The organism is Streptomyces sp. NPDC057253 (assembly GCF_042669125.1).
In the GTDB taxonomy this organism is placed as follows: Bacteria; Actinomycetota; Actinomycetes; order Streptomycetales; family Streptomycetaceae; genus Streptomyces.
In genome coordinates, this window is record NZ_JBHUXV010000128.1 from 1 (window position 1) to 25,389 (window position 25,389).

Annotated in this window: 27 protein-coding genes and 1 pseudogene; 12 read left to right on the forward strand and 16 right to left on the reverse strand. The window is 71.2% G+C overall.

Annotation, left to right across the window (positions count from 1 at the left end):
- Nucleotides 1–80: 80 nt before the first annotated feature.
- On the reverse strand, nucleotides 81–845 hold the full coding sequence (locus ACFULQ_RS40835; protein ID WP_383554489.1) for an SCO4225 family membrane protein: 765 nt from the start codon (nucleotides 843–845) through the stop codon (nucleotides 81–83).
- 192 nt (nucleotides 846–1,037) lie between these two features.
- On the opposite strand from ACFULQ_RS40835, the gene ACFULQ_RS40840 reads away from it, so the two are divergent.
- Complete coding sequence (locus ACFULQ_RS40840) at nucleotides 1,038–2,675, forward strand: serine hydrolase (RefSeq protein ID WP_383554492.1); 1,638 nt, start codon at nucleotides 1,038–1,040, stop codon at nucleotides 2,673–2,675.
- Between the two features lie 67 nt (nucleotides 2,676–2,742).
- On the opposite strand, the gene ppk2 is transcribed toward ACFULQ_RS40840, so the two are convergent.
- The 3 genes from ppk2 to ACFULQ_RS40855 are packed head-to-tail and all read right to left on the reverse strand — an operon-like array spanning nucleotide 2,743 to nucleotide 5,052.
- Nucleotides 2,743–3,615 (reverse strand): polyphosphate kinase 2, encoded by an 873-nt coding sequence (ppk2, locus tag ACFULQ_RS40845; RefSeq protein WP_383554494.1) that lies wholly within the window; start codon nucleotides 3,613–3,615, stop codon nucleotides 2,743–2,745.
- Nucleotides 3,616–3,641: 26 nt separating this feature from the next.
- Nucleotides 3,642–3,875 (reverse strand): hypothetical protein, encoded by a 234-nt coding sequence (locus ACFULQ_RS40850; protein ID WP_383554496.1) that lies wholly within the window; start codon nucleotides 3,873–3,875, stop codon nucleotides 3,642–3,644.
- Nucleotides 3,876–3,897: 22 nt separating this feature from the next.
- Nucleotides 3,898–5,052, reverse strand: coding sequence for an anion permease (locus tag ACFULQ_RS40855; protein WP_383554498.1), 1,155 nt, complete (start codon nucleotides 5,050–5,052; stop codon nucleotides 3,898–3,900).
- Nucleotides 5,053–5,155: 103 nt separating this feature from the next.
- On the opposite strand from ACFULQ_RS40855, the gene ACFULQ_RS40860 reads away from it, so the two are divergent.
- From ACFULQ_RS40860 to ACFULQ_RS40870, 3 genes are read left to right on the forward strand one after another with little or no spacing between them, the layout of a single operon-like run.
- Nucleotides 5,156–5,551, forward strand: a complete 396-nt coding sequence (locus ACFULQ_RS40860; RefSeq protein WP_383554500.1) for a helix-turn-helix transcriptional regulator — start codon at nucleotides 5,156–5,158, stop codon at nucleotides 5,549–5,551.
- 9 nt (nucleotides 5,552–5,560) lie between these two features.
- On the forward strand, nucleotides 5,561–5,974 hold the full coding sequence (locus ACFULQ_RS40865) for a VOC family protein (protein ID WP_356461858.1): 414 nt from the start codon (nucleotides 5,561–5,563) through the stop codon (nucleotides 5,972–5,974).
- A gap of 19 nt (nucleotides 5,975–5,993) precedes the next feature.
- Nucleotides 5,994–6,737 (forward strand): VOC family protein, encoded by a 744-nt coding sequence (locus ACFULQ_RS40870; RefSeq protein ID WP_383554502.1) that lies wholly within the window; start codon nucleotides 5,994–5,996, stop codon nucleotides 6,735–6,737.
- Here the strand turns inward: ACFULQ_RS40870 and ACFULQ_RS40875 are convergent.
- The 8 genes and pseudogenes from ACFULQ_RS40875 to ACFULQ_RS40910 form a co-directional block, all read right to left on the reverse strand.
- A complete protein-coding gene (locus tag ACFULQ_RS40875) occupies nucleotides 6,724–6,963 on the reverse strand; it encodes a hypothetical protein (protein WP_383554504.1) in 240 nt (79 codons plus the stop codon). The two genes, ACFULQ_RS40870 and ACFULQ_RS40875, sit on opposite strands and share 14 nt — an antisense overlap.
- On the reverse strand, nucleotides 6,960–7,283 hold the full coding sequence (locus ACFULQ_RS40880) for a DUF952 domain-containing protein (RefSeq protein ID WP_383554541.1): 324 nt from the start codon (nucleotides 7,281–7,283) through the stop codon (nucleotides 6,960–6,962). Before ACFULQ_RS40880 ends, ACFULQ_RS40875 begins: the two co-directional genes overlap by 4 nt.
- 12 nt (nucleotides 7,284–7,295) lie before the next feature.
- A pseudogene (locus ACFULQ_RS40885) lies at nucleotides 7,296–8,507 on the reverse strand (RNA polymerase sigma factor); the annotation flags it as partial.
- Nucleotides 8,504–8,917 (reverse strand): YciI family protein, encoded by a 414-nt coding sequence (locus ACFULQ_RS40890; protein ID WP_383554506.1) that lies wholly within the window; start codon nucleotides 8,915–8,917, stop codon nucleotides 8,504–8,506. The pseudogene ACFULQ_RS40885 and the gene ACFULQ_RS40890, both read right to left, overlap by 4 nt.
- A 94-nt stretch (nucleotides 8,918–9,011) precedes the next feature.
- Nucleotides 9,012–9,209 carry a hypothetical protein gene (locus ACFULQ_RS40895; RefSeq protein WP_383554508.1) on the reverse strand — a complete coding sequence of 66 codons (198 nt, stop codon included), beginning with the start codon at nucleotides 9,207–9,209 and terminating at the stop codon, nucleotides 9,012–9,014.
- Nucleotides 9,210–9,416: 207 nt separating this feature from the next.
- Nucleotides 9,417–10,013: a GNAT family N-acetyltransferase gene (locus ACFULQ_RS40900; RefSeq protein WP_383554510.1), complete on the reverse strand. Its 597-nt coding sequence runs from the start codon at nucleotides 10,011–10,013 to the stop codon at nucleotides 9,417–9,419.
- 171 nt (nucleotides 10,014–10,184) lie between these two features.
- On the reverse strand, nucleotides 10,185–11,399 hold the full coding sequence (locus ACFULQ_RS40905) for a family 2 encapsulin nanocompartment cargo protein polyprenyl transferase (RefSeq protein ID WP_383554513.1): 1,215 nt from the start codon (nucleotides 11,397–11,399) through the stop codon (nucleotides 10,185–10,187).
- A 140-nt stretch (nucleotides 11,400–11,539) separates the two neighbouring features.
- A complete protein-coding gene (locus ACFULQ_RS40910; RefSeq protein WP_383554516.1) occupies nucleotides 11,540–12,946 on the reverse strand; it encodes a family 2B encapsulin nanocompartment shell protein in 1,407 nt (468 codons plus the stop codon).
- Between the two features lie 314 nt (nucleotides 12,947–13,260).
- On the opposite strand from ACFULQ_RS40910, the gene ACFULQ_RS40915 reads away from it, so the two are divergent.
- Nucleotides 13,261–13,851 (forward strand): N-acetylmuramoyl-L-alanine amidase, encoded by a 591-nt coding sequence (locus ACFULQ_RS40915; RefSeq protein WP_383554519.1) that lies wholly within the window; start codon nucleotides 13,261–13,263, stop codon nucleotides 13,849–13,851.
- 22 nt (nucleotides 13,852–13,873) lie between these two features.
- The gene (locus ACFULQ_RS40920) at nucleotides 13,874–14,767 is read left to right on the forward strand and encodes a 1-aminocyclopropane-1-carboxylate deaminase/D-cysteine desulfhydrase (protein ID WP_383554522.1); all 894 of its coding nucleotides are present in this window, start codon (nucleotides 13,874–13,876) and stop codon (nucleotides 14,765–14,767) included.
- A gap of 16 nt (nucleotides 14,768–14,783) precedes the next feature.
- On the opposite strand, the gene ACFULQ_RS40925 is transcribed toward ACFULQ_RS40920, so the two are convergent.
- Nucleotides 14,784–16,379, reverse strand: a complete 1,596-nt coding sequence (locus ACFULQ_RS40925) for a Na+/H+ antiporter (RefSeq protein ID WP_383554525.1) — start codon at nucleotides 16,377–16,379, stop codon at nucleotides 14,784–14,786.
- 87 nt (nucleotides 16,380–16,466) lie between these two features.
- Between ACFULQ_RS40925 and ACFULQ_RS40930 the strand changes: the two genes are divergently transcribed.
- From ACFULQ_RS40930 to ACFULQ_RS40940, 3 genes are all read left to right on the forward strand, one after another.
- A complete protein-coding gene (locus tag ACFULQ_RS40930; RefSeq protein ID WP_383554528.1) occupies nucleotides 16,467–16,727 on the forward strand; it encodes a UBP-type zinc finger domain-containing protein in 261 nt (86 codons plus the stop codon).
- Between the two features lie 259 nt (nucleotides 16,728–16,986).
- Nucleotides 16,987–17,400, forward strand: coding sequence for an anti-sigma factor (locus tag ACFULQ_RS40935; RefSeq protein WP_006136266.1), 414 nt, complete (start codon nucleotides 16,987–16,989; stop codon nucleotides 17,398–17,400).
- 17 nt (nucleotides 17,401–17,417) lie between these two features.
- Nucleotides 17,418–18,563 (forward strand): RNA polymerase sigma factor SigF, encoded by a 1,146-nt coding sequence (locus tag ACFULQ_RS40940; protein WP_383554530.1) that lies wholly within the window; start codon nucleotides 17,418–17,420, stop codon nucleotides 18,561–18,563.
- A gap of 271 nt (nucleotides 18,564–18,834) precedes the next feature.
- Here the strand turns inward: ACFULQ_RS40940 and ACFULQ_RS40945 are convergent, their stop codons facing one another.
- Nucleotides 18,835–19,299 carry a hypothetical protein gene (locus ACFULQ_RS40945; RefSeq protein ID WP_383554533.1) on the reverse strand — a complete coding sequence of 155 codons (465 nt, stop codon included), beginning with the start codon at nucleotides 19,297–19,299 and terminating at the stop codon, nucleotides 18,835–18,837.
- Nucleotides 19,300–19,468: 169 nt separating this feature from the next.
- Here ACFULQ_RS40945 and ACFULQ_RS40950 point away from each other — a divergent pair, with 169 nt between their 5' ends.
- The gene (locus ACFULQ_RS40950) at nucleotides 19,469–20,437 is read left to right on the forward strand and encodes a diacylglycerol/lipid kinase family protein (RefSeq protein ID WP_383554535.1); all 969 of its coding nucleotides are present in this window, start codon (nucleotides 19,469–19,471) and stop codon (nucleotides 20,435–20,437) included.
- A gap of 321 nt (nucleotides 20,438–20,758) precedes the next feature.
- Nucleotides 20,759–21,016: a WhiB family transcriptional regulator gene (locus ACFULQ_RS40955; RefSeq protein ID WP_006142322.1), complete on the forward strand. Its 258-nt coding sequence runs from the start codon at nucleotides 20,759–20,761 to the stop codon at nucleotides 21,014–21,016.
- Nucleotides 21,017–21,215: 199 nt separating this feature from the next.
- Here ACFULQ_RS40955 and ACFULQ_RS40960 read toward each other — a convergent pair whose 3' ends face one another.
- On the reverse strand, nucleotides 21,216–22,682 hold the full coding sequence (locus tag ACFULQ_RS40960) for a sensor histidine kinase (RefSeq protein ID WP_383554543.1): 1,467 nt from the start codon (nucleotides 22,680–22,682) through the stop codon (nucleotides 21,216–21,218).
- A gap of 466 nt (nucleotides 22,683–23,148) precedes the next feature.
- On the reverse strand, nucleotides 23,149–24,222 hold the full coding sequence (locus tag ACFULQ_RS40965) for an SIS domain-containing protein (protein ID WP_383554538.1): 1,074 nt from the start codon (nucleotides 24,220–24,222) through the stop codon (nucleotides 23,149–23,151).
- A gap of 267 nt (nucleotides 24,223–24,489) precedes the next feature.
- On the opposite strand from ACFULQ_RS40965, the gene nagB reads away from it, so the two are divergent.
- Nucleotides 24,490–25,275: a glucosamine-6-phosphate deaminase gene (gene nagB, locus ACFULQ_RS40970; RefSeq protein ID WP_383554546.1), complete on the forward strand. Its 786-nt coding sequence runs from the start codon at nucleotides 24,490–24,492 to the stop codon at nucleotides 25,273–25,275.
- Nucleotides 25,276–25,389: the final 114 nt, after the last annotated feature.

Sequence of the window (25,389 nt, forward strand, 5' to 3'; positions counted from 1 at the left end):
GAAGGGGCCCGGTCGTCACGACCGGGCCCCTTCGGCAGTCCGATGCGGCTTCTCGGCGCACCTGCCGTCCCGCGTCCGCCTCAGGCGACCGGGCGGACCTGCGGGGACCGGAGCCGGTGGGCGAGCCGGCCGAGCAGGACGGCGTTGACCAGTCCGGCCACGACCGTGCCCGCGGTGAAGAGCAGCGGACTCAGCCACTCGGGCACGGCATCCGCGCCCGGTACCGACGCCAGGACCAGGAAGCTCATCGGCGCCGTCGCCATGATCGGCCAGATCCCGGCGAACCCGGGGTCCGGCAGCGCGTACGCGGCGACCAGGAAGAACCCGAGCGCCGCCGCGACCACGGCGAGGTACCCGCGCGCGGGCCAGTTGTCCACGGCGGGTGCCAACAGGGCCCGAAGCCGCTGCGAAACGTTCCGGCGCGGCGCGGAGGGCGTGCCACGCCGTACGGCCCCGGCAGCGGGCCGCGCCCAGCGAGAGACAGCCCGACCCATCGCACCTCCCGTACCCGGTCGCGCAACCCCCGTGCCGTCCCCCGCCGCACCCGACGCGAGCGCGCCCAGCACCGCCGCGTTCACCAGGGCGCACGCCAGGAGCCACGCCGTCCAGATGCCGACGGCGAGCGCCTCCACCGCCGGGGAGCCCTGGGTGCCGGGGCCGAACGGGAGGACGACGGGCAGGAAGGACAGGGGGGCGGTGAGCAGTATCGGGGCCATGGCCAGGAAGCTGTCCGGGAAGAGGAACGTGGAGAGGACGGAAGCGCCGACGACCGCGAGGTAGGCCCGGGCGTGCCAGTTGCCGGTGGCGAGGGCGAGCAGTCGGCGTGGACGGGAGGCTTGCGACATCGCGGCTTCCTTCGGGACGGTCGGGTGGGCTGCCTCCACGGTGTCGCGCCCGCCGCACTCCGGCATGAGTACCGGTACTCATACCGACCCGGGCAAAGCCCCTGGACTCAGGTGGACCCCGGCTCCCAGCGGGTCGCTCGAACGGTCCGGCACGGCGCGACAGGTGCCGGGCCAGGGGCTTTGCTGGAGAACATGTCTCGACTCGACAGCGCAAGCCCGCGCTCCCTTCGCTCCGCTGCCGCACTGGGCCTCGTGGCAGCCCTGGCCGTCGGCTGTACCTCAGCCGATGCCGACACCACCGTCGCGGGCCGCGCGGCCGTCGGGACGTCACCGCTGCCCACCGTCCCGCCCGCCCAGCCACCGGCCCAGCTCACCCGGGCCGAGGTCGACACCGCGGTGGGCCAACTGGACGACGTGGTGAAGGACGCCATGCGCACCACCGGTGTGCCCGGAATCGCGGTGGGCGTGGTGTACGACGACAAGGTGGTGTACCTGAAGGGGTTCGGCCTGCGGAAGGCGGGCACGAAGGACCGGATCGGAGCGGACACGGTCTTCCAGCTCGCCTCGGTCTCCAAGCCTCTCGCCTCCACGGCGGTCGCCGCGGCCGTGGGCGACAAGTCCCTCGGCTGGGACGACCCGGTCGTCAAGTACACCCCCGGCTTCGCGCTGAAGGACCCGTGGGTGAGCCGCCATGTCACGGTGGCCGACCTGTTCGCGCACCGCAGCGGCCTGCCCGACCACGCAGGGGACCTCCTGGAGGACCTGGGTTACGACCGCTCGTACATCCTGGATCACCTGCGCTATGAGCCGCTGGCCCCCTTCCGCGCCCACTACGCGTACACCAACTTCGGGCTCACCGAGGCCGGTGTCGCCGCCGCGCGGGCGGCGGGGACCACCTGGGAGAAGCTGTCCGCCGACAAGGTGTACAAGCCGCTGGGGATGGACTCCACCAGCTCCTCGTTCGCCGACTACGAGAAGGCGGGCGACAAGGCTTCCCTGCATGTGAGGAGCGGTGACACCTGGCGTGCCTCGTACGTGCGGAACCCGGACGCCCAGAGCCCGGCGGGCGGGGCCAGTTCCACGGTCCGCGACATGACGAAGTGGCTGCGCCTGCAACTGGGCAACGGGAAGTTCGAGGGGCGGCAGGTCGTCGACGCCGCCGCGCTGGAGCAGACCCACCTGCCGCACATGCTCTCCGCGCCGCCGCACACGCCGGCGGGCAGGGCCGGGTTCTACGGGCTCGGCTGGAACGTGAGCTACGACGACGAGGGCAGGCTGAAGCTCGGCCACTCCGGCGGTTTCGCGCTGGGGGCGGCGACCAACGTCACGCTGCTGCCCTCGGAGAAGCTCGGCATCGTCGTGCTGACCAACGGCGAGCCCATCGGTGTGCCCGAGGCGATCTCCGCCACGTTCCTCGACACCGCGCAGACGGGCGGGCCGACCGTCGACTGGCTGAAGTTCCTGGGGCCGGTCTTCGAGCAGACCCTTCAGGCGGAACGCTCGGAGACCGACTACAGCAAGCCCCCGGCCTCGCCGGCGCCCGCCAAGGCCAACAGCGCCTACACCGGGACGTACGCCAACGACTACTACGGTCCGCTGACCGTCAGCGCCCAGGGGGACGAACTCAGCCTTCAGATCGGGCCCAAGAAGCAACGGTTCGTGCTGACGCACTACGACGGTGACACCTTCAGCTACCGCACCACCGGCGAAATGGCCGTCGGCCTGACCGGCGTGACCTTCACCGTCGGCTCCGGCGGACGCGCCGACAAGGTCCGGGTCGAGAACCTGGACACGAGCGGCCTCGGCACCTTCACGAGGAAGGAGCAGTAGTCCGGCACCGCTCGCCGGCAGGGGTGGCGCCGGGGCCCGCGGGATGTTCGCGCGGGCCCGCTCGCCCTCAGTGCTCCCCCGCCTCCAGCAGCCCCGCCGCCGCGCCCACGATCCGGGGGTCCGGGGTGCCGACGACCTCGTCGTCCTTGTCGGTGTAGTCGAAGCGGGCCAGGACGGTGCGCATGGCCTCGACTCGGGCCCGCTTCTTGTCGTTGCTCTTGACCACCGTCCAGGGGGCGAACTGGGTGTCCGTCTCACGGAACATGGCGACCTTGGCGGCGGTGTAGTCGTCCCAGCGGTCCAGGGACGCGAGGTCCATGGGGCTGAGCTTCCACTGCCGTACGGGATCGATCTGACGGATCGTGAAGCGGGTGCGCTGCTCGCCCTGGGAGACCGAGAACCAGAACTTCAGCAGGTCCACGCCGTCGTCCACGAGCATCCGCTCGAACAGCGGGGCCTGCCGCATGAAGCGCCGGTACTCGTCGTCCGAGCAGAAGCCCATGACCCGCTCCACCCCGGCCCGGTTGTACCAGGACCGGTCGAACAGCACGATCTCACCGGCGGTCGGCAGGTGTTCGACGTACCGCTGGAAGTACCACTGCCCGCGCTCGCGCTCGGTCGGCTTCTCCAGCGCCACCACCCGGGCGCCCCGGGGGTTCAGATGCTCCGTGAAGCGCTTGATGGTGCCGCCCTTGCCGGCCGCGTCCCGCCCCTCGAAGACGATGACGAGCCGGCGCCCGGTCTCCTTGATCCAGCTCTGCAGCTTCAGCAGTTCGATCTGCTGGAGCCGCTTGTGCCAGTCGTACTCCTTGCGCTCCATCCGGTGCGCGTAGGGGTAGTTCTCCCGCCAGGTGTCGATCGGGCTCCCGTCGGGACGGATCAGCACGGGCTCGTCGGGATCGGTGTAGTCGACCTTCAGGTCGGTCAGCAAGGGCGTCATCCTGGGTCCCCTCTCGTCTCGGTGGGTCAGTGGAACCGCGGCACGATCAGGTAGATGCCGTACGCCACCACCGCCGCGCAGGCGAGGAAGCACAGCCCGGCCTGCGCGACGCCGAGACTCGACGTGCTTCCGCCATTTTCCCTCGCTCCTTCGAATCGGGCGAGGCCGAGTACCCCGAGGGCGAAGACGACGACCACGGCGACGGTGACTCCGACGCTCACCGCGGTGACCTGGCCGAGTGCGGTCCAGTCGATGCTCATGTCAGGAACTCCCGGGGTGGGCTCAGGCGGCCGTGCCGACACGGGCCGGCGGCTCGGTGCGGAGGGTGACCTCGTGGGTGTCGTTGACGTTGTGCGCGCTCACCGGGTTGCGGCGGGACAGCAGCACGATGCCCCCGGCGACGGCCACGCCGACCAGGGCGACGACGACGGTGCCGACGTTGCCGCCGTGCTTGACCGCGCTCGCGGAGACACCGCCCACCAGCGCGGCGGCGGGCAGGGTGATCAGCCAGGCCAGCACCATCCGGCCCGCGACGCCCCAGCGGACCTCCGCGAGACGGCGGCCGAGGCCCGCGCCGAGGATGCTGCCGGAGGCGACCTGCGTGGTGGACAGCGCGAAGCCGAGGTGGGCGGAGGTCAGGATGACGGTCGTGGACGCGGTCTCGGCGGCGAAGCCCTGCGGGGACTGGATCTCCGTGAGGCCCTTGCCCATGGTGCGGATGATCCGCCAGCCGCCGAGGTAGGTGCCGAGGCCGATGGCGAGACCCGCGGAGGCGATGACCCAGACCGGCGGACCGGCGTCATGGCCGAGCGCGCCCGCCGAGATGAGGGTCAGGGTGATGACGCCCATGGTCTTCTGGGCGTCGTTGGTGCCGTGCGCGAGGGAGACGAGGGACGCGGAGGCGATCTGGCCGAGCCGGAAGCCCTTGGTCACCGAGCCCTTGCGGGCGCGGGCGGTGAACTTGTAGGCGAGGTAGGTGGCGATCAGCGCGGCCACGCCCGCGACGACCGGGGAGGCCACCGCGGGGATCAGGATCTTCTCGACCACCTTGTCGAAGTGCACCCCGTGGGAGCCGGCGCCGACCCACACGGCGCCGATGAGCCCGCCGAACAGCGCGTGCGACGAGCTCGACGGAAGGCCGACCAGCCAGGTCAGCAGGTTCCACAGAATCGCTCCGACCAGCCCGGCGAAGATCATCGCCGGTGAGACCAGGGTGTCGTCCACGATGCCGCCGGAGATCGTCTTGGCGACCTCGGTCGACAGGAAGGCGCCCACGACATTGAGCACCCCGCTCACCAGGACCGCGGTCCTGGGTTTCAGCGCCCCGGTCGCGATGGACGTCGCCATCGCGTTGGCCGTGTCGTGGAATCCGTTGGTGAAGTCGAAGGCCAGTGCCGTGACGATGACGACCGCCACGAGGAACGTGATGTGGTCCATGCCCTTCATGGGAGCAAGCGCTTCCGTACGGGAGGCGAACGCGAGGCAAAGCCCGTTCCAGGTCCACGCACCCGGCCGGTGAGCATCGTGCGATGCTGGCGTGATGGTGAGCATCGAGGACCTGGTGCGGCTGCGGCAGGCCCGGGACCGCATGGACCGCGAGTACACCGAGCCGCTCGACGTCCCCGCGCTCGCCCGTACCGCGCTGATGTCCCCCGGCCACTTCCAGCGCAGTTTCCGGGCGGAGTTCGGGGAGACGCCGTACGGCTATCTCATGACCCGGCGCATCGAGCGCGCGAAGACGCTGCTGCGGCGGGGCGACCTGTCGGTCACCGAGGTCTGCATGGCGGTGGGGTGCACCTCCCTCGGCTCCTTCAGCTCGCGGTTCACGGAGCTGGTGGGCGAGACGCCGAGCGCCTACCGGGCCCGGTCGCACGAGGAACTCGCGGGGATCCCGCCTTGTGCGGTCCGCAGGCACACCCGGCCCCGGCGGGCCTAACGTGAACCCATGGACATCAAACTCAAGAACTGCTTCATCGCCGTGGACGACCACGACAAGGCGATCGCGTTCTACCGGGACGTCCTGGGCATGGAGGTGCGCAACGACGTCGGGTACGAGGGCATGCGCTGGGTGACGGTCGGCTCACCGCTCCAGCCGGACGTGGACATCGTGCTGGAGCCCCCGGCGGCGGATCCGGACGCGTCGCCCGCGGACAAGGAGGCGATGGCGCGGCTGCTGGCGAAGGGACTGCTCCGCGGGGTCAACTTCACGACCACGGACTGTGACGCGTTGTTCGCGCGCGTGCGGGAGTCCGGGGCCGAGGTGATCCAGGAGCCGATGGACATGCCGTACGGGGTGCGGGACTGCGCGTTCCGGGACCCGGCGGGGAACATGCTGCGGTTCATGGAGGTGCCGAAGTAGAGCCACCTACGATCACCGCATGACCACCCACTGGACTTACGCCTTCGTGGACCGGCCCGTCCCCCGCTTCGCCCGGGCCTGTGACTTCTGGGCCGGCGTCACGGGCACCCACCTGTCCGAGTTCCGGGGCGAGCGGCGGGAGTTCGTGACGCTGCTGCCCTCCGAAGGGACCGACGCCTGCGTCAAGATCCAGGCCGTCGCCTCCGGGCCCGGCGGTGCGCATCTCGACTTCTGTGTCGACGACGTACGGAAGTTCGCGAGGACGGCAGAGGCGCTCGGCGCGCATGTGGTCGCCGATCAGGGGACGTTGGTGGTACTCCGCTCCCCCGCGGGCCAGTTGTTCTGCGCCGATCCCTGGCGGGGGCAGTCGGTGCGGCCGCCGGTGTTCCGGGGCACCCGCCTCGACCAGGTCTGCCTGGACATCCCGCCGTCCCTCCACGAGGCCGAAGTGGCCTTCTGGACCGCCCTGTTGCCCGACTGGGAGTCCTTTGCGGGCTCGCTCCCCGAGTTCCACGTCCTCAGGCCCCCGGCCGGCTTCCCGGTCCGGATCCTCCTCCAGCGCCTGGAGGAGGAGCGCCCCGCCTCCGCCCATCTGGACCTGGCCTGCGCGGACATCGAGGCGACCCGTGCCGGACACGAGCGGCTGGGCGCCGAGTTCGTCACCGAGGGCAGGAACTGGACGGTCATGAGGGACCCGGCGGGCGGGCTGTACTGCCTGACGCGGCGGGACCCGGAGACGGGCGGGCTGCCTAGCCCGAGATGAAGGCGCAGGCCACCAGGACCCGGTCGCCGTCGGGGTCGGTGGTCGGGGTGGGGCAGGTGCTCGCCCAGCCCTCCGGCAGGCCGGGCGTCGGACTGCTCTCCTGCCAGCCGTACGGCCCCCGCGGCTCCGCCGAGTCCTGGAGCCAGAGCGTCAGCCCGCCCGCGACCACCACGAGGGCCGCCCACACCAGCAGGGCCCGGCGCCACAACCGGCGGCGATCCGTCACCCCCACGGCTCCACAGCCACGACCGCGGCCACCGGAAGCGGCCCGTAGATGTGGGGGAACTCCTCGGCGCCGGGCTCGGGGGCCTCGTACTTCAGCGGTACGTCGAGGAGGGCGGGGTCGATGACGAGGACCACCAGGTCGGGCACGTCGGCGAAGAAGGCCGCGGCCGTGCGCGGCAGCTGCTCGCGCGTCGAGCAGTGGATGAACCCCTCCTCCTGGAGGGTGCGGCCGCGTGTGGAGATCTCGTACGTGCCCTTGGTCCGGGCCTTCTCCCAGAGGGAGCGCTCGGTGATGTGCACGATCGGGTTCGTTGTGGACATGCCGTCACGGTAAGGCCTCAGCCGGGCCGCCCGCCCGTGCAGATACCGCTGCTCGGGCAGGCTCAGGGTCTTGGCGGCCGCCGACTCGTACGCGGTCCGCGCCTCCTGGCGGCGGCCGGCCCGCTCCAGCAGATGTCCGCGCACGGCGTCGAGCCGGTGCCCCAACTCGTCGGGGAGCTCGTCCAGTTCCGCGAGCCCGGCCTCCGGCCCGTGGACCATGGCCACCGCGACGGCCCGGTTCAGCCGCTCCACGGGCCCGGGAACCAGCCGTACGAGGACGTCGTAGAGGCCGAGGATCTCCCGCCAGTCGGTCTCCCGCGCCGAGGGCGCCTCGTCGTGCACGGCGGCGATGGCCGCGCGGATCTGGTAGGGCCCGGGGCGGCGGCGGGCCAGCGCCCCCGTGACCAGCGCGACGCCCTCCTCGATCGCCGCCTTGTCCCAGCGGGCGCGGTCCTGTTCGTCGAGGGGGACGAGGTCGCCGCTGGGGCCGGTGCGGGCGTCGCGGCGGGCGTCGGTGAGGAGCATCAGGGCGAGCAGGCCCGCGATCTCGCAGTCGTCGGGGAGGAGACGGTGGACCGTGCGGGTCAGCCGGATCGCCTCACCGGCGAGGTCGCGCCGCTGGAGAGCGGGCCCGGAGGTCGCCGTATGGCCCTCGTTGAAGATCAGGTAGAGGGTGTGCAGGACGGCGGGCAGCCGCTCCTCCCACCGGTCCGGCCGCCCGAACCGCACGCCCCGCACCTTCTGCTTGGCCCGGCTGATCCGCTGCGCCATGGTCGCCTCGGGGACGAGATGGGCCCGGGCGATCTCCGCCGTGGTCAGACCGCCGACCGCGCGCAGGGTGAGCGCGATCTGCGCGGCGGCGGTGAGCTCCGGATGGCAGCACAGGAACAGCAGCGACAGGGTGTCGTCCTCGCGCGGCGCACGGTCGGCGACCGGCGTGACGCGCAGGCTCAGCGCCGCCGCCCTCTCCTCCCGCGCCCGCCGCGCCTCCTCCGCGCGCAGCGCGTCGGTCAGCCGCCGCGAGGCCACCCTGATGAGCCAGCCGCGCGGATTGTCGGGCACCCCCGCGGCCGGCCACTGTCCGGCCGCGGCCAGCAGCGCCTCCTGTACGGCGTCCTCGGCGGCGTCGAAATGGCCGTAGCGCCGGACCAGCGCGCCGAGGACCTGCGGCGCGTGCAGGCGCAGCAGGTCCTCGATCGCGGTGGTGCCCGACACGGGTCTCAGATGTCCCCGGCGCCGTCCAGGATGGGCCGGATCACCACCGGGTACTCGGGGGCGCCGGCGGGCTGGGGGCACTGGGCGATCCGCTCGGCGATCTCCGTGACCCGCTCCAGGCTCTCGCACTCCAGCACCCAGTAGCCGCACATCAGCTCCTTGGTCTCGCTGTACGGGCCGTCGGTGATCACGGCCTTGCCGTCCGCGTCCCGGCCGACGTGCCGGATCCTCGCGGGCTCGGCGAGACCCTGGGCGTCGAGGAACTCGCCGGTCTCGGACAGGTCGTTGTTGATGGCGCCCATGAAGGCGTACATCGTCTGGATCTCCTGCTCGCTCCAGGCCGGAGACTGTTCGGAGCCCTTGCCGCGCATGGCCTCGTAGTCGGCCTGTGTTGCCTGCACCATGACCAGGTACTTCATGATTCCGCTCCTTCGGCGTCGATCGGCTCGGCCACCCGGGGCGGGCGGCTCTCACGGGGGACGTCGGAGCCGGGGACGGATTCTCGACACGGGTTCAGGAAGTCTTTTCGGCGGGGGCGCCGCCCTGGTCCTCGTCGGAGTCGGCGACCTGGTCGGCGTAGGCCGGGCACTCGGGGTTGTGGCACGGGCCGCCCGTCCACACGGGGACCCACGCACCCAGCGTCTTGTGCCGCCGTACGACTGTCTGGACCGGCTGTCCGCAAGCGGGACAGACGTGTTCGTCGCTGCCCATGTCCTCAGAGTAGGGCGAAGGGGGCGGCGGCGCTTCCCTCAGCGCGGGAAGGGAGCGGTGGCGCTTTCCCTCAGCGCTTTCTGCCGTACGTCCGCACCACGACGCCGTTGTCGAAGACGCGGACTTCGTCGAGCGAGAACTCGGTGAGGGCGAATCCGGAGCCGACCATCGGCATGCCGGTGCACGGGCGGCGGGGCCGCTGCGGCCTTACCGCGCGGTACCCGGTTCCCGCCACATGGGCCACATCCGCGGCCCGTCGGGCAGGGCGAGCGGTCGGTCCACGAGCTGGAAGCCGAGCCGCTCGTACAGGCCCAGGCTCCGCTCGCTGCTCGCTTCCAGGTACGCCGGGACCCCGTCCCGGTCGCACCGCTCCAGCACCGATCCGATGAGCGCGCTCCCCAGCCCCTCGCCCTGCCGCGAGGGCGCCACGCCGATCATCCACAGGTACTCGTGGGCCCGCCCGGCGGGATGCACCTCGGCCGTGAGCGTGCCGATCAGCTCGATCCGCTCATTGTCCGGATCGACCGCCTCGCGCAACGCGGCGAAGCCCTCCTCGTCCTCGGCGCTCTCCGCCGGCACCGGCAGCCACAGCGCGCACGCCGCCCCGTCCTCCGTCACGTCGATCCGGCCCTCGGCGAGCACGATGTCGACGAACGCGGCCATCAGCCGCGGATGGGTGGTACGGCGGTACTCCTCCCCCGGGAAGATCCACCCGCTGACCGGATCGTCCTGGAAGGCCGCGTCCAGCAGCCCCGCGAGCAGCTCGCGGTCGTCTCTGTCCGCCGTCCGTATCGCCACGCCCATGCCCGCCCCTTTGGTCTCAACAGCCTCTTCTCGCGCGGTTGTTGAGCCTATCCGGTGAGCATGCGGAAGCGGGCCCCGCACACCGTGGGGATGTGCGGGACCCGTTCGTACCGGAGCCGGCCAGGGCCGCGCGGGGTCAGGAACCGCGCGGTCCCGGCCGCTCCGGGGTCCTCAACTGCTGCGCCGCGTCACGAACTCGGCCAGCGACAGCAACCCGCCCGCCGCCTCCGGATCGGGCACCGCGCGGGCCAGCTGCCCCATCGCCCGGGCCATCCGGTCGGCCGCCTGCGCCTGCGCCCAGTCCCGGCCCCCGGCCTCCTCGACGGCGAGGACCGTACGCGCCAGATCCTCCTCGTCGTACGGCGCCGCGTACAGCTCGGCCAGTTCCGCGGCCGCCGCCGTGCCCGAGGTGAGCGCGGCGACCACCGGGAGGGACTTCTTGCGGGCCGCGAGGTCGGCGCCGGCCGGTTTCCCGGTACGGCTCGGGTCGCCCCATATGCCGATCACGTCGTCGATGAGCTGGAAGGCGAGCCCGGCCTCCCGGCCGAACGCGTCCATCGCCTCGACGTCCTCGGTGGCCGAGCCCGCGTACAGTGCCCCGAGCGCGCAGGCGCACCCGAGCAGCGCGCCCGTCTTGGCCTCGGCCATGACGAGCACCTGGTCGAGGGTGACCTCGCCGGGTCCGAGCCCCTGCATGGCGGTGTCCTCGTGCTGGCCCTCGCACAGCTCGACCACGCAGTCCGCGAGACGGGCCGCGGCGGCCCCGGCCGCGGGGTGCGGGTCCTCGGCCAGCAGCCGCAGCGCCAGCGCCTGGAGGGCGTCCCCGGCGAGGATCGCGTCGGCGTCGCCGAACACGGTCCATGCGGTGGGGCGGTGCCTGCGGGTGGTGTCGCGGTCCATCACGTCGTCATGGAGCAGGGTGAAGTTGTGGACCAGCTCCACCGCCACGGCCGCCCGTACCGCCGCCGCCCGCGCCCGGTCGCCGCCGAGCGCGGCGGCCGCGGTGAGGACGAGGGCGGGGCGTATCGCCTTGCCGGCGTGGCCCGCCGCCGGGGTGCCGTCGGCATGCTCCCAGCCGAAGTGGTAGCGCGCGATCCTGCGCAGGGACCCGGGCAGCGACTCCACCGCGCGGCGCAACGCGGGGTCGACCACCGCCCGAACCCGCTCCAGGATCACACCGGCCTCGTGTCCGTCGGGCGGACCGGGGGTGGTCGCCCGCTCCCCGTCCTGCCCCCGGGTGCTTGCGCGATCCCCGCCCCGCCCCTGGGTGGTCGCCCGCTCCCCCGCCCGCCCCGGGGCGGGCGCCGCGGTCCCCCCGGCGGTCGGCGTTCCTCCCCCGTTTCTCTCTGTCGCCCGCGTCTGCGTACCCGTCGTGAACTCCGCCATGGGACCCCCCTCGGTCAGTCCGCGGACGGTGGCGCTTCCGCTGTAGGCGGGCGCGCTCCACCGGGGTGTCTCCACCCCGGTGTTCGACCGGGATGTACCCGCCCGGGTGGGCGGGGACACGGCTCCCAGGTGCAGAAACGTCACCGCCACCGGCCGATCTCGACGTTCTCCAGCACTCCGAGCGCGTCCGGCACCAGGACCGCCGCCGAGTAGTAGGCCGTCACCAGGTACTTGATGATCGACTGTTCATTGATGCCCATGAACCGCACCGACAGGCTCGGCTCGATCTCGTCCGGGATGCCCGCCTGCTGGAGACCGATGACCCCCTGGTCGGCCTCACCGGTACGCATGGCGATGATCGAGGTGGTCCGCTCCGGAGTGACCGGGATCTTGTTGCACGGGTAGATCGGCACCCCGCGCCAGGTGGGGATGCGGTTGCCGCCCACGTCGATGGTCTCGGGGACCAGCCCGCGCTTGTTGAGCTCACGGCCGATCGCGGAGATCGCGCGCGGGTGGGCGAGGAGCAGCTTGGTGCCCCGCCGGCGGCTGAGCAGCTCGTCCAGGTCGTCGGGGCTCGGCACTCCGTCGTGCGGCTGGAGCCGCTGGTCGTACTCGCAGTTGTTCAGCAGCCCGAACTCGCGGTTGTTGACCAGCTCGTGCTCCTGGCGCTCCTTGAGGGCCTCGACGGTCAGCCGGATCTGCTGTTCCGTCTGGTTCATCGGCTGGTTGTACAGATCGGCCACGCGCGTGTGGATGCGCAGGACGGTCTGGGCGATGCTCAGTTCGTACTCGCGGGGACGGGCGTCGTAGTCCACGAAGGTGTGCGGGATGTCGGGCTCGCCGTCATGGCCCGCCGCGAGGTCGATCGCCTTCTCGCCGTACTTGTTGGTGCGCTGCGAGGGGATCGCGCGCTGCTCCCGCAGATGCTCGCGCAGGGCTTCGGAGCGCTCCGCGACCTGCTCGACGTCCTGGCGGGGCAGCACCAGGACCGTGCAGGTGGTGGCCGCGCGGGCGGTGTACTCCCAGATGGCGTCCGGGTCCAGGAGCGCCTGCTCGCCGAAGTAGGCGCCGTCGGCGAGGACTCCGAGGACCGCGTCGTCGCCGTAGGGGCCGGTGCCGACCTTCTCCACCCGGCCGTGGGCCAGCAGATAGACCTCCTCGGCCTGTGCGCCGAACGAGGCGATCACCTGTCCGGGGGCGAACTCCCGCTGCTGGCAGCGCTGGGCGAGCTCGGAGAGCACGCCGTCGTCCTCGTAGGACCTGAGCGCCGGCAGCTCGCGCAGCTCGTCGGGGATCACCTCGACCCGGTCGCCGGTCTTCACGAACGTGACCCGGCCGTCGCCCACGGCGTAGCTCAGACGACGGTTCACCCGGTACGTGCCGCCCTGGACATTCACCCAGGGCAGCATGCGCAGCAGCCAGCGGGAGCTGATCTCCTGCATCTGGGGTGCGGACTTGGTGGTGGTGGCCAGGTTCCGCGCGGCCGCCGTGCCGAGGCTCTGCTGCGGCCGGTCCTGCTCGGTGCGGACCTCTTCGCCTACCGACATAAGGAATTGCCCTCCCAGTACATGCCCGGACGCGATCTGCTCCCGGGCATCGATGTGCGGGACCAAGCCTTCCTCACGGAGCGTGCTGGTGCTATTACACGAAAGAGCGGGAATGGATCTCCGCGGGGCTGGGCACGTGAGCGACTCCTGTCCACTCCCGCCCGCTCAGGTCCGTCCGCCCGAGCGGAAGATGACTGTCCGAATCAGCTCGCACGCTGGACGAGCCAGGAGTCGGATCCCGCCTCCTTCGGTACAAGCACCGGTACGAGCCGACCCGCGTCCGGCGGTCGGCACGCAGTGCGAAGGAGGGCGCCATGGCCTCACCCATGTCCGCCGCCAGATTCCTGGCCGTCCTGCGGGCGGAGGGCGCCACCGTCGTCGAGGTCGGCGACTGGGAGCACCACAACCGCAACCACGTGGGCCCCTGGGGGCCCGTGCACGGCGTGATGATCCACCACACGGTGACCAGGGGCAGCGCGGCGACGGTGGAGCTGTGCCGCGACGGCTACACGGGTCTGCCAGGCCCCCTCTGCCACGGGGTCATCACCAAGGACGGCCGGGTCCATCTCGTCGGCTACGGCCGCGCCAACCACGCCGGTCTCGGCGACGACGACGTCCTGCGCGCGGTGATCGCGGAGACGGCGCTGCCGGCCGACAACGAGGCCAACACCGACGGCAACCGCCACTTCTACGGCTTCGAGTGCGAGAACCTCGGCGACGGCGAGGACCCCTGGCCGGCCGCCCAGCTGACGGCGATCGAGCGGGTCTCCGCGGCGGTGTGCCGCCACCACGGCTGGACGGAGCGTTCGGTCATCGGCCACCTGGAGTGGCAGCCGGGAAAGGTGGACCCCCGCGGCTTCACCATGGCCTGGCTGCGCGGCCGGATCCGCGAGCGCCTGACCTGAGCCCGCGGGTCACAATGGGGACGTGACCGGCCCCGACACCCTGCACCCCCGCCTCCCCTCCCCCTTGCAGGAGCTGTCGGACCCCCGCTTCGCCCGCCACGGCCTGCGCCTGCTCCTCAAGCGCGACGACCTGATCCACCCCGAGATCGTCGGCAACAAGTGGCGCAAACTCGCGCCGAACCTCACCGCGGCGGCCGGCCGTACCGTCGTCACCTTCGGCGGCGCCCACTCCAACCACCTGCGCGCCACGGCGGCCGCCGGACGCCTCCTCGGCCTGCCCACGGTGGGTGTGGTCCGCGGCCAGGAACTCGCGGACCGTCCCCTGAACCCGTCCCTGACCCGGTGCGCGGCCGACGGCATGCGCCTGCACTTCGTGGACAGGTCCACGTACCGCGACAAGACCGACCCGGCCACCCTCGCGCGCGTGCTGCGCGATGCGGACGCCGAGGACGCGTACGTCGTCCCGGAGGGCGGCAGCAACGCCCTCGCCGTACGGGGGTGCCGCGCGCTCGGCGAGGAACTGGCCGGCCGGGCCGAGGTCGTGGCGGTCGCCTGCGGTACCGGCGGCACCCTCGCGGGCCTGGCCGCGGGCCTGGCCCCGGACCAGCGCGCCCTGGGCGTACCGGTCCTCAAGGGCGGCTTCCTGACAGCCGCCACGGAGTCCCTGCAACACCGCGCCTTCGGCGCCCGACGCGGCGACTGGAGTCTGGACGACCGCTTCCACTTCGGCGGCTACGCCCGCACCACCCCCGAACTCGACGCGTTCGCCGAGGACTTCGAGCATCGCCACGGCGTCCCCGTGGAACGTCTCTATGTCGCCAAGTTGCTCTATGGACTGGTGGCCCTCGCCGAAGAGGGCGCCTTCGCGCGCGGGGCGACCGTCGCCGCGGTGGTCACGGGCCGCCCGTACCCGTGACCGCCGCCCGGTCCTGCTAGGCCGCCTCCCGGTAGGCCGCCGCCTCCTCCAGGTCCAGCCTGCGCAGCAGTGTGCGCAGCATCTCGTCGTCGATGTACCGCAGGTCCCGCAGCTTCACGAAGACCGCGCGCTCGGCGCCGATCATCTCCCGGGAGAGCCGGCGGTAGGTGTCGTCGACCGTCTCGCCGGTCAGCGGGTTGGACTGGCCGAGGCGTTCCCAGACGGCGTTGCGGCGGCGTTCCAGGACCGAGCGCAGGCGGTCGGCGAGGGGCGGGGGAAGGGCGTTGCGCTCGTCGGCGAGGAGTTCGTCCAGGCGGGTTTCGGCGGCCCGGGAGGCCTGCGCCTGGGCGTTGGCCTCGGCGAGGGTCTCGGCCTGCTGGTCGCGGCCGGGGAGCTTCAGCATGCGGATCAGCGGGGGCAGGGTGACGCCCTGGACGACGAGGGTGCCGATGACCGTGGTGAAGGTGAGGAAGAGGATCAAGTTGCGGCCCTCGAAGGGCTCGCCGTCGTGCAGGGTCTCCGGGATCGAGAAGGCGATGGCCAGCGAGACCACGCCCCGCATCCCGGCCCACGCGATGACGAACGGCCCCTTCCAGGTGGGGTTCTCCTCACGCTCGCGGATCCGCGCGGACAGGATGCGCGGCAGGAAGGTCGCCGGATAGACCCACACGAACCTCGACACGACGACCACGAGGAAGACGGCGACCGCGTACCAGGCGGCGGGCCCGCCCTCGTACTCCCCGAGGCCCTTCAGTACGACGGGCAGTTGCAGTCCGATGAGGGCGAACACCGACGACTCCAGGACGAAGGCGACCATCTTCCATACGGCGTCCTCCTGGAGGCGGGTCGCGAAGTCGACCTCCCACGCGCGGTGCCCGAGGAACAGCGCCACCACGACCACCGCGAGCACTCCGGAGGCGTGGAACGACTCCGCGGACGCGTAGGCGACGAACGGGATCAGCAGGGACAGGGTGTTCTGGAGCAGCGGCTCCTTGAGGTGGGTGCGCAGCCAGTGGATCGGCACCATCAGCACCAGGCCGACCACGACCCCGCCGACCGCCGCGAGCAGGAACTCGCCGATGCCGCCCGCCCAGGAGGCGCCCTCGCCGATCGCGGCCGCGAGCGCGACCCGGTAGGCGGTGATCGCGGTCGCGTCGTTCACCAGGGACTCGCCCTGGAGGATCGTGGTGATCCGGGAGGGCAGCCCCACCCGGCGCGCGACCGCGGTGGCCGCGACCGCGTCCGGCGGCGCCACGACCGCGCCCAGCACCAGGGCGCCGGTCAGCGACAGCCCCGGCACGATCTGGTACGCCGCCCAGCCGACGACGAGGGTCGCGAAGAGCACGTATCCCACCGACAAGAGCGCCACGGGCCGCAGTTGCGCCCGCAGGTCGAGATAGGAGCTGTCGGTGGCCGCCGAGTGCAGCAGCGGCGGCAGGATGATCGGCAGGACCACGTCCGGGTCCAGCGTGTACTGCGGGACCCCGGGGATGTAGGAGACCACCAGCCCGGCCGCGACCAGCAGCAGTGGCGCCGGTACCGGGGTGCGCCGGGCGGCCGCGGCGACCGCCGCGCTCCCCGCCACCAGCAACAGCAGTGGCATCACGTCCATGAGCCTCGCCCGCCCTCGTCCATCGTCGTGTGCCCCACCCTCGTTTTTCCGCGCCAGCATCCACGCGCCCGTCGTAACCTGGCAATCATGAAACAGTGCACGCACGCCGACGCGCTGCCGCACCCGGAACCCGAGCCTCTCAGCGAGACGTGTCCGGAGTGCCTGAGGGACGGCACCCACCCGGTACAACTGCGCCTGTGCCTCGAATGCGGTCATGTCGGCTGCTGCGACTCCTCGCCGGGACAGCACGCGACGAAGCACCACAAGGACACTGACCACCCGATCATGCGCACGCACGAACCCGGGGAGAACTGGCGTTGGTGCTTTGCGGACCATGTCCTTGTGTGACCCTGGACCCCCGGGTTCCAGGACGGTTCGACCGTCTGACGTCTGGGTACGTCAACCCGGCGCGCGCTCTTCCCAATTGGAGCCGCAAACCCCTAGACACGGAGCGTGTCCACAGGTTTACTGTGAGTGACGGCAAGGGGTTGGGGTCCCGGGACAGGAAAGCCGAGAGCGCGGTAGCGTCACCGCTGAACCACACTTCGTATGACTCCGGGGGGCGACCCTCGGCCCCCGAAAAGCTTGTACCACCTTGGAGGTGAGGGTGTCCCAGATCGCAGGCGAGCCCGCGACCCAGGACTTCGTGGAAGTCCGGCTGCCGGCCGCGGGTGCCTACCTGTCGGTGCTGCGGACGGCCACGGCCGGCCTCGCAGCCCGTTTGGACTTCACCCTCGACGAGATCGAGGACCTGCGCATCGCGGTGGACGAGGCCTGCGCGATCCTGCTCCAGCAGGCCGTGCCCGGCTCGGTGCTCAGCTGTGTCTTCCGACTCGTCGACGACTCGCTGGAGGTCACCGTCTCGGCCCCGACCACGGACGGGCACGCACCCTCCCGCGACACCTTCGCCTGGACCGTCCTCTCGGCCCTCGCGGGCAAGGTCTCCTCGGCCGTGGACGAGGACAGGACCGTTTCGATCAGCCTCTACAAACAGCGCGGCGCGGGACCCGGGCCGGCGTGAGGAACGGGGACGGGCCGGTGCGGGACGAAGAGCGCGGCACACGGGAGCTGCCGGCCGAGGGCGGACACCGCCCCGACCGCCCGAGCGGCGCCGGCAGCCTGGGCGACGACGGCCCCGGCGGTTCCCGACGCATGGTGGACGGCATCGACGGCATCCCCGAGCAGGCCCGGCCGCACCCGGAGGAGGGCGTCGGTGAGACCACGGCGACCAGCCTCCTGGACGACGGGCAGCGTGATCGGGAAGGTGCCGTGCAGGGCGCGCCTCCGGCAGGGCCGACCGGGGTCTTCCCGGTAGGGACGGAGGCGAGGGCTCGTGGAAGGGCGACGGGCGGGACGATGAGCGAGCACGAGCGAAACGCAGAGGACGGCGCGGCGGGCGCGAACAACACGCCGGTCCCGCACCATGATCCACATGACCGCAGCGGGGCACGCGCGCTGTTCGTCGAGCTGCGCACGCTGAAGGACGGCAGCCCGGAGTACGCCGAGCTGCGCAACCGGCTGGTCCGGATGCACCTGCCGCTCGTCGAGCACCTCGCGCGCCGCTTCCGCAACCGCGGCGAGCCGCTGGACGACCTGACCCAGGTCGCCACCATCGGTCTGATCAAGTCGGTCGACCGCTTCGACCCGGACCGCGGTGTCGAGTTCTCCACGTACGCGACGCCCACGGTCGTCGGCGAGATCAAGCGCCACTTCCGCGACAAGGGCTGGGCGGTGCGGGTGCCGCGGCGGCTTCAGGAGCTGCGACTGGCTCTGACGACGGCCACGGCGGAGCTCTCCCAGCAGCACGGCCGCTCTCCCACGGTCCACGAGCTGGCCGAGAAGCTGGCCATCTCGGAGGAGGAGGTCCTGGAGGGCCTGGAGTCCGCCAACGCGTACTCCACGCTGTCCTTGGACGTCCCCGACACCGACGACGAGTCCCCGGCGGTGGCGGACACGCTCGGCGCGGAGGACGAGGCGCTGGAGGGTGTGGAGTACCGGGAGTCGCTGAAGCCGCTGCTTGAGGACCTGCCCCCGCGCGAGAAGCGAATCCTGCTCCTCCGTTTCTTCGGCAACATGACCCAGTCGCAGATCGCGCAGGAGGTCGGCATCTCCCAGATGCACGTCTCCCGCCTCCTGGCCCGAACCCTGGCCCAGCTCCGGGAGAAACTCCTGGTGGAGGAGTAGACCCACGGTCCAGCGAGCCCGGCTGCCCCCAACGCCGGGCTCGGTCCGCACGAGCAGGAGGCGCAGGCCGCCACGGCTCCGGGCCAGGGCCCGCAAGGCCGCACATCAGGCGAGGGCCGATGACCGAGTCGGTCGCCCCACAGCCGGAACCGGCTCCCGAGACGACGGTCTCGACGGCCCGGGACACCAGCAACAGCCGGCGTCGAGTGGCCCGCGCTGTGCGAGCCCCTTCCCGCGACCGGCCCCGCAGCCGCCCCTGCCTATCGCAGCGCTACGACTGCCTCTCGCCGCCCTGGGTTCGTCCCGGGCCCTTGATTCCCAGCGCCTGGGTCGTCTCGGAGTTGATGAGGAGGATCAGGGCGGTCAGCGCCACTACCGCGAGGGCGATGCCTGCCGGGATCGCCGCGCTGTCGGCCCGGAGGAGGTTGTAGGCGACGGGGAGGGCCATGATCTGGGTGATGACGGCCGGGCCCCGGCTCCAGCTGCGGCGGGCGAGCAGGCCGCGCGCGGCGAGCAGCGGCAGCAGGGCGAGGACGATCAGCGTGATGCCCCCGGTGACCGCGGACTGCCGGTCGTCCGGGTCGCCGACGAGCCCCTCCACGAGGATCCAGACGCCCCCCACGACGAGCGCGAGCCCCTCCAACGCGGCCAGGGCGGCGGCGTACGTCAGTCGCCGCGGGCGCGGACCGGCGGTCTGGGTCTCGGTCTCGGAGGTGGGAGTCTGCTCGCTGCTCACCCCTGAAGAGTAGCCCTCGGCCCCGCAGCCCCGCGGGTGAGGCGTGGGCAACGCACACGGCCGCGCGCGGGTTGCCTCACGCCCCCGTGGCAAGGTTCACGCACCAGAGTCTTACGTGATCCCTACCTCGACCTGTGCCCGGTACCACCCAGTAGGTACGCTGCAACCCATGCGTGCACTTCTCGTGGTCAACCCGGCGGCAACCACCACAAGCGCACGTACGCGCGATGTCCTGATCCACGCGCTCGCGAGCGAGATGAAACTGGAAGCGGTCACCACCGAGTACCGCGGCCACGCGCGCGACCTGGGCCGGCAGGCGGCGGACAGCAAGGACATCGACCTGGTCGTGGCCCTCGGCGGCGACGGCACGGTCAACGAGGTCGTCAACGGCCTCCTCTACGCCGGCCCCGACCCCGAGCGCCTTCCCGGCCTCGCCGTGGTCCCCGGCGGCTCCACCAACGTCTTCGCCCGCGCCCTGGGTCTGCCCAACGACGCCGTGGAGGCCACCGGAGCCCTCCTGGACGCCCTGCGCGAGGGCAGCGAGCGCACCGTCGGCCTGGGGCTGGCATCCGGCACGCCCGGCACCGAGGACGAAGCGGTGCCGGGACGGTGGTTCACCTTCAACGCGGGGCTCGGATTCGACGCCGGTGTGGTGGGACGTGTGGAGCAGCAGCGTGAGCGCGGCAGGAAATCCACACACGCTCTCTACGTCCGCCAGGCCCTGCGCCAGTTCTTCGGTGAGGCGCACCGCCGGCACGGGACGATCACCCTGGAGCGGCCGGACATGGAGCCGGTGACCGATCTGGTCCTTTCCATAGTCTCGAACACCTCTCCGTGGACCTTCCTGGGCAATCACCCGATGTACGCGTCGCCTAAGGCCTCGTTCGATAAAGGCCTCGACGTACTCGGCCTCAGCCGTATGACGACGACCGCGATCGCCCGATATGGCACCCAGTTGCTCACTTCGTCCCCCGAGCGGGGCCCCCATGGCAAGCACGCTGTGTCCCTGCACGACCTGGACCAGTTCACCTTGCATTCGAAGGTGCCTCTGCCCCTCCAGATGGACGGCGACCACCTCGGACTGCGTACGAGCGTGACGTTCACAGGCGTACGCCGTGCACTGCGTGTGATTGTGTGAGCAGAAGGGGCTAAAGTCCTTTCACTCGAACGTTTAGACCAGGGTCCACCCCATGGAAGTACGGCTGTGACCTAGTCGACACCGAGGAATCAAAAAAAACTTTCCGGAAGGGGTTGTATCCGCCGCTGAGGTTTGCGAGTCTCTACGTGGCGGTCGGGACAGCCCGCAACACCAGCGTCCACAGACCACCGGAACCCCTCTTCAATCCACAGGACCACGCCGGGGAAGACTCGGCGGGCGGCCCTTCACTTGTTGAGGGATTCGTGAAAGCGTTCACATTCACAAGCAACTTGCACGTAATACCAAGGAGAGGTAGCAGCCATGGACTGGCGTCACAACGCCGTTTGCCGCGAGGAAGACCCCGAGCTCTTCTTCCCCATCGGCAACACCGGTCCTGCGCTGCTGCAGATCGAGGAAGCCAAGGCCGTCTGCCGTCGCTGCCCCGTTATGGATCAGTGTCTGCAGTGGGCGCTCGAGTCCGGCCAGGACTCCGGCGTCTGGGGTGGTCTCAGCGAGGACGAGCGTCGCGCCATGAAGCGCCGTGCCGCCCGCAACCGGGCCCGTCAGGCCTCCGCCTGACACACCCGCCCCGCAAAACAGCCTGAGCTTGGCGGCGCGTACACCGCGTACGCTTCTCCCGCCCCCGAGCCGCAGCGCGCAGTACCCCCGATGCGCAGCACACGCTGGCAACGAGGATTTGAGCCCCGGACCCCTGAACGGTCCGGGGCTTTTTGCTGCCCACCGCTCCCGTGGACAGCCTTACTCCTTGTGTACGGCCCTACTTGTGCGCCCGCACCGGCACGTCCAGGATCACCCGGGTGCCGCCCTCGGGGACCGGGACCATGTCGAACGTCCCGCCCAACTCCCCCTCCACCAGCGTCCGTACGATCTGAAGCCCCAGGTTGCCCGCGGTGTGCGGGTCGAAGCCCTCGGGCAGTCCTACGCCGTCGTCCTGGACGGTGACCAGGAGGCGGGCCTCCTTGGTGGTGCCGCCGCGGACGGCCGAGACCTCGACGGTGCCGGTCTCGCCCTCGCGGAAGCCGTGTTCCAGGGCGTTCTGGAGGATCTCGGTCAGGACCATGGACAGCGGGGTGGCGACCTCGGCGTCCAGGATGCCGAAGCGGCCGCTGCGCCGGCCGGTGACCTTGCCGGGCGAGATCTCGGCCACCATCGCGAGCACCCGGTCGGCGATCTCGTCGAACTCCACACGCTCGTCCAGGTTCTGGGACAGCGTCTCGTGCACGATCGCGATCGAGCCGACCCGGCGGACCGCCTCCTCCAGTGCCTCACGGCCTCGGTCGGACTCGATGCGCCGGGCCTGGAGCCTGAGCAGGGCCGCCACCGTCTGGAGGTTGTTCTTCACCCGGTGGTGGATCTCCCGGATGGTCGCGTCCTTGGTGATCAACTCGCGCTCCCGGCGGCGCAGTTCGGTCACGTCCCGGAGCAGGACCAGTGAACCGATGCGGGTGCCCTTGGGCTTGAGCGGGATGGCGCGGAACTGGATGACCCCGTCGTGGGCCTCGATCTCGAACTCGCGGGGTGCCCAGCCGCTGGCGACCTTGGCGAGCGCCTCGTCCACCGGGCCCCGGGTGGGGGCGAGTTCGGCGGTGGTCCGGCCGAGGTGCTGGCCCACCAGGTCGGAGGCGAGGCCCATGCGGTGGTAGGCGGACAGGGCGTTCGGGGAGGCGTACTGGACGATGCCGTCCGCGTCGAGCCGGATCAGGCCGTCGCCGACGCGGGGGGCCGCGTCCATGTCCATCTGCTGGTTGGGGAACGGGAAGGAGCCGGCCGCGATCATCTGGGCCAGGTCCGACGCGCTCTGCAGATAGGTCAGTTCGAGCCGGCTCGGGGTGCGCACGGTGAGCAGGTTGGTGTTGCGCGCGATGACACCGAGGACGCGCCCCTCCCGTCGTACCGGAATCGACTCGACCCGGACCGGGACCTCCTCGCGCCACTCCGGGTCGCCCTCGCGCACGATCCGGCCCTCGTCGAGCGCCGCGTCCAGCAGGGGGCGGCGGCCGCGCGGGACCAGGTGGCCGACCATGTCGTCCTGGTAGGAGGTGGGGCCGGTGTTGGGCCGCATCTGGGCGACGGAGACATAGCGGGTGCCGTCGAGGGTGGGGACCCACAGGACCAGGTCGGCGAAGGAGAGGTCGGAGAGCAGCTGCCACTCCGAGACCAGCAGATGGAGCCACTCGAGGTCGGAGTCGTCGAGTGCGGTGTGCTGGCGGACCAGTTCGTTCATGGAGGGCACGGGTGGGAGCGTACCTGGGGGTATGTGGGTGGCGTGAAACCACCGTGCTCGCCGGGCATCCTGCTCCGGGAACACCCGCGGGCCGCGGCGCCTGGGAAGGACCCTCAACCTTCCCGGCACCGCAGCCCGGAGCAATATCGGCCGCGGGGTGTGCGGTCCCGGTCGGCCGAAGGACGAGGATCCGGGGCAGTCAGGGCAGAGAGCTCCGGTTCCTCGATCCGCCTTCCTGTGCGGGGAAGACGGAAGTCACGGTTCAATTGTGGACTAGACCACTAGGTGTGTCCATGCGTTGGAGCCTGTTTGTTGTTGGAGCTTTCCCGCACGGGAGCCAACTAGTCGGACGCCCTAACATCCACCACGCAGCCTAACGTGCGTGGGTTCATGTGCGGGGCCAGATCGCCATGGCAATTTCCGCGACGGCCACCGACTCCGCGCGGCTCGCGCCGGCGCACGGCGCTCAGTGTGTCTCCGTCACCTTCGCCAGGGCGCGCGGGGCGTCCGGGTCCTGGCCGCGGGCGATGGTGACCTCGTAGGCCAGGAGCTGGAGGGGGATGATCTCCAGGACGGGCTGGACCTCCTCGGACACGTTCTCCGTGGGCAGGACGAAGCCGGCCGAGGCGCGCTCGACCTGGCCGCGGGGGCCGATCACCACCAGGTCCGCGCCCCGGCCGCGGAGCCGGTCGAGGACGGGCTGGAGGGCCTCGCCGCCCTTGCCGTCGGTGACGACCGCGATGACCGGGGAGACGTTGTCGACCATCGCGAGGGGGCCGTGCAGCAGGTCGGCGCCCGAGTAGGCGAGGGCCGGGATGTAGCTGGTCTCCATCAGCTTGAGGGCGGCTTCCTTGGCGGTGGGATAGCCGTAGCCGCGGGAGGTGATCACCATGCGCTCCGCGAACCGGTAGCGGGCGGCGAGCGCGCGGACCTCGTCCTGGCGGGCGAGCAGTCCGGCGGCCAGTTCGGGCAGCACATGGGCGGGGCCGCCGTCGCCGCCGCGCAGGCCCTCGACGAAGAGATAGAGCGCGAGGAGGGAGGCCGTGTAGGTCTTGGTCGCGGGCAGGGCCTTCTCCGGTCCGGCCATGATGTCGATGTGGTACTCGGAGACCGCGGCCAGCGGGGAGTCGGGGTTGTTGGTCACCGCGAGGGTGATGGCGCCGGCCTCGCGGGCGGCCCGGGTGGAGGCCACCAGGTCCGGGGAGCCGCCGGACTGGCTGACGGTGACGACCAGGACGTCGGTGAGGTCGGGGCGGGCGCCGTAGGCGGTGGTCGTCGACATGGAGGTGAGGCCGCAGGGCAGGCCGAGGCGGACCTCCAGGAGGTACTTGGCGTACAGGGCCGCGTTGTCGGAGGTGCCGCGGGCGGTCAGCAGGACGAAACGGGGTGCGCGGGCGGCGATCTCCTGGGCGACCTTGCGGATGGCCGGGGCGCCCTCGTCGAGGATGCGGCGCAGGACGGCGGGCTGTTCGGCCATCTCGCGGGCCATGATGCGGCCGGGGAGTTCGCGGTGGGCGTCGGGGGTCGTGGCGCTGGTCATGGGTCCTATTCCACTACCCGTTCCGCTCCTCCGCGAGGAATGGGGGCGATCTGTCCATGGCGTGGACGTGGCCTGGACGTGGCCGGACATGGCCGGACGTGGCTGGGTGTCGGTGTCCGGGGACGACCCTGGGCCGGGGAAGCCGATTCTGTTAGATTGGTCTAAACCACATGGGCTGTGCCGGGTCCGGTCGAGCCCTCCCGGTTCCGAGCGTTTCTCCAGTTCAAATCGTTTCGTCAGATCGTTTCCCAGATCGGCAGGCCCAGCGTGGAAGTTGTCATCGTTCCGGACGCCAAGGCGGGTGGCGAGCTCATCGCCGAGGCCATGGCCCAGCTCCTGCGGCGCAAGCCCGACGCCCTGCTCGGGGTGGCGACCGGCTCGACGCCGCTGCCGATCTACGAGGCCCTGACCTCGAAGGTGCGGTCCGGTGCCGTGGACGCCTCGCGGGCGCGGATTGCCCAGCTCGACGAGTACGTGGGGCTGCCGGCCGAGCATCCGGAGTCGTACCGGTCGGTGCTGCGGCGGGAGGTTCTGGAGCCGCTGGGGATACCGATGGACTCCTTCATGGGGCCGGACGGGACCGCTGAGGACATCCCCGGGGCCTGTGCGGCGTACGACTCGGCGCTGGCCGCTGCCGGGGGTGTGGATCTGCAACTGCTGGGGATCGGGACGGACGGGCACATCGGGTTCAACGAGCCGTGCTCCTCGCTGGCCTCGCGGACGCGGATCAAGACGCTCACCGAGCAGACCCGGGTGGACAACGCGCGGTTCTTCGAGGGGGACATCGCGCAGGTGCCGCACCATGTGATCACCCAGGGGATCGGGACGATCCTGGAGGCCCGGCATCTGGTGCTGCTCGCGACGGGTGAGGGCAAGGCGGATGCGATCGCGGCGACGGTTGAGGGGGCGGTTGCCGCGGTGTGTCCTGCGTCGGCGCTGCAACTGCATCCGCATGCGACGGTTGTTGTGGACGAGGGGGCTGCTTCCAAGTTGAAGCTTGCGGACTACTTTCGGCACACGTTTGTCAACAAGCCTGACTGGCAGGGGATTTAAGGCGGATTCTCGTCTGCGGGGTTCTGTTCGTTGCCGGGTGCAGGTCGTCTGTGGCTGGTCGCGCAGTTCCCCGCGCCCCTGGCGAAGACAGGTGCCGGTTCCCTTCCAGGGAAC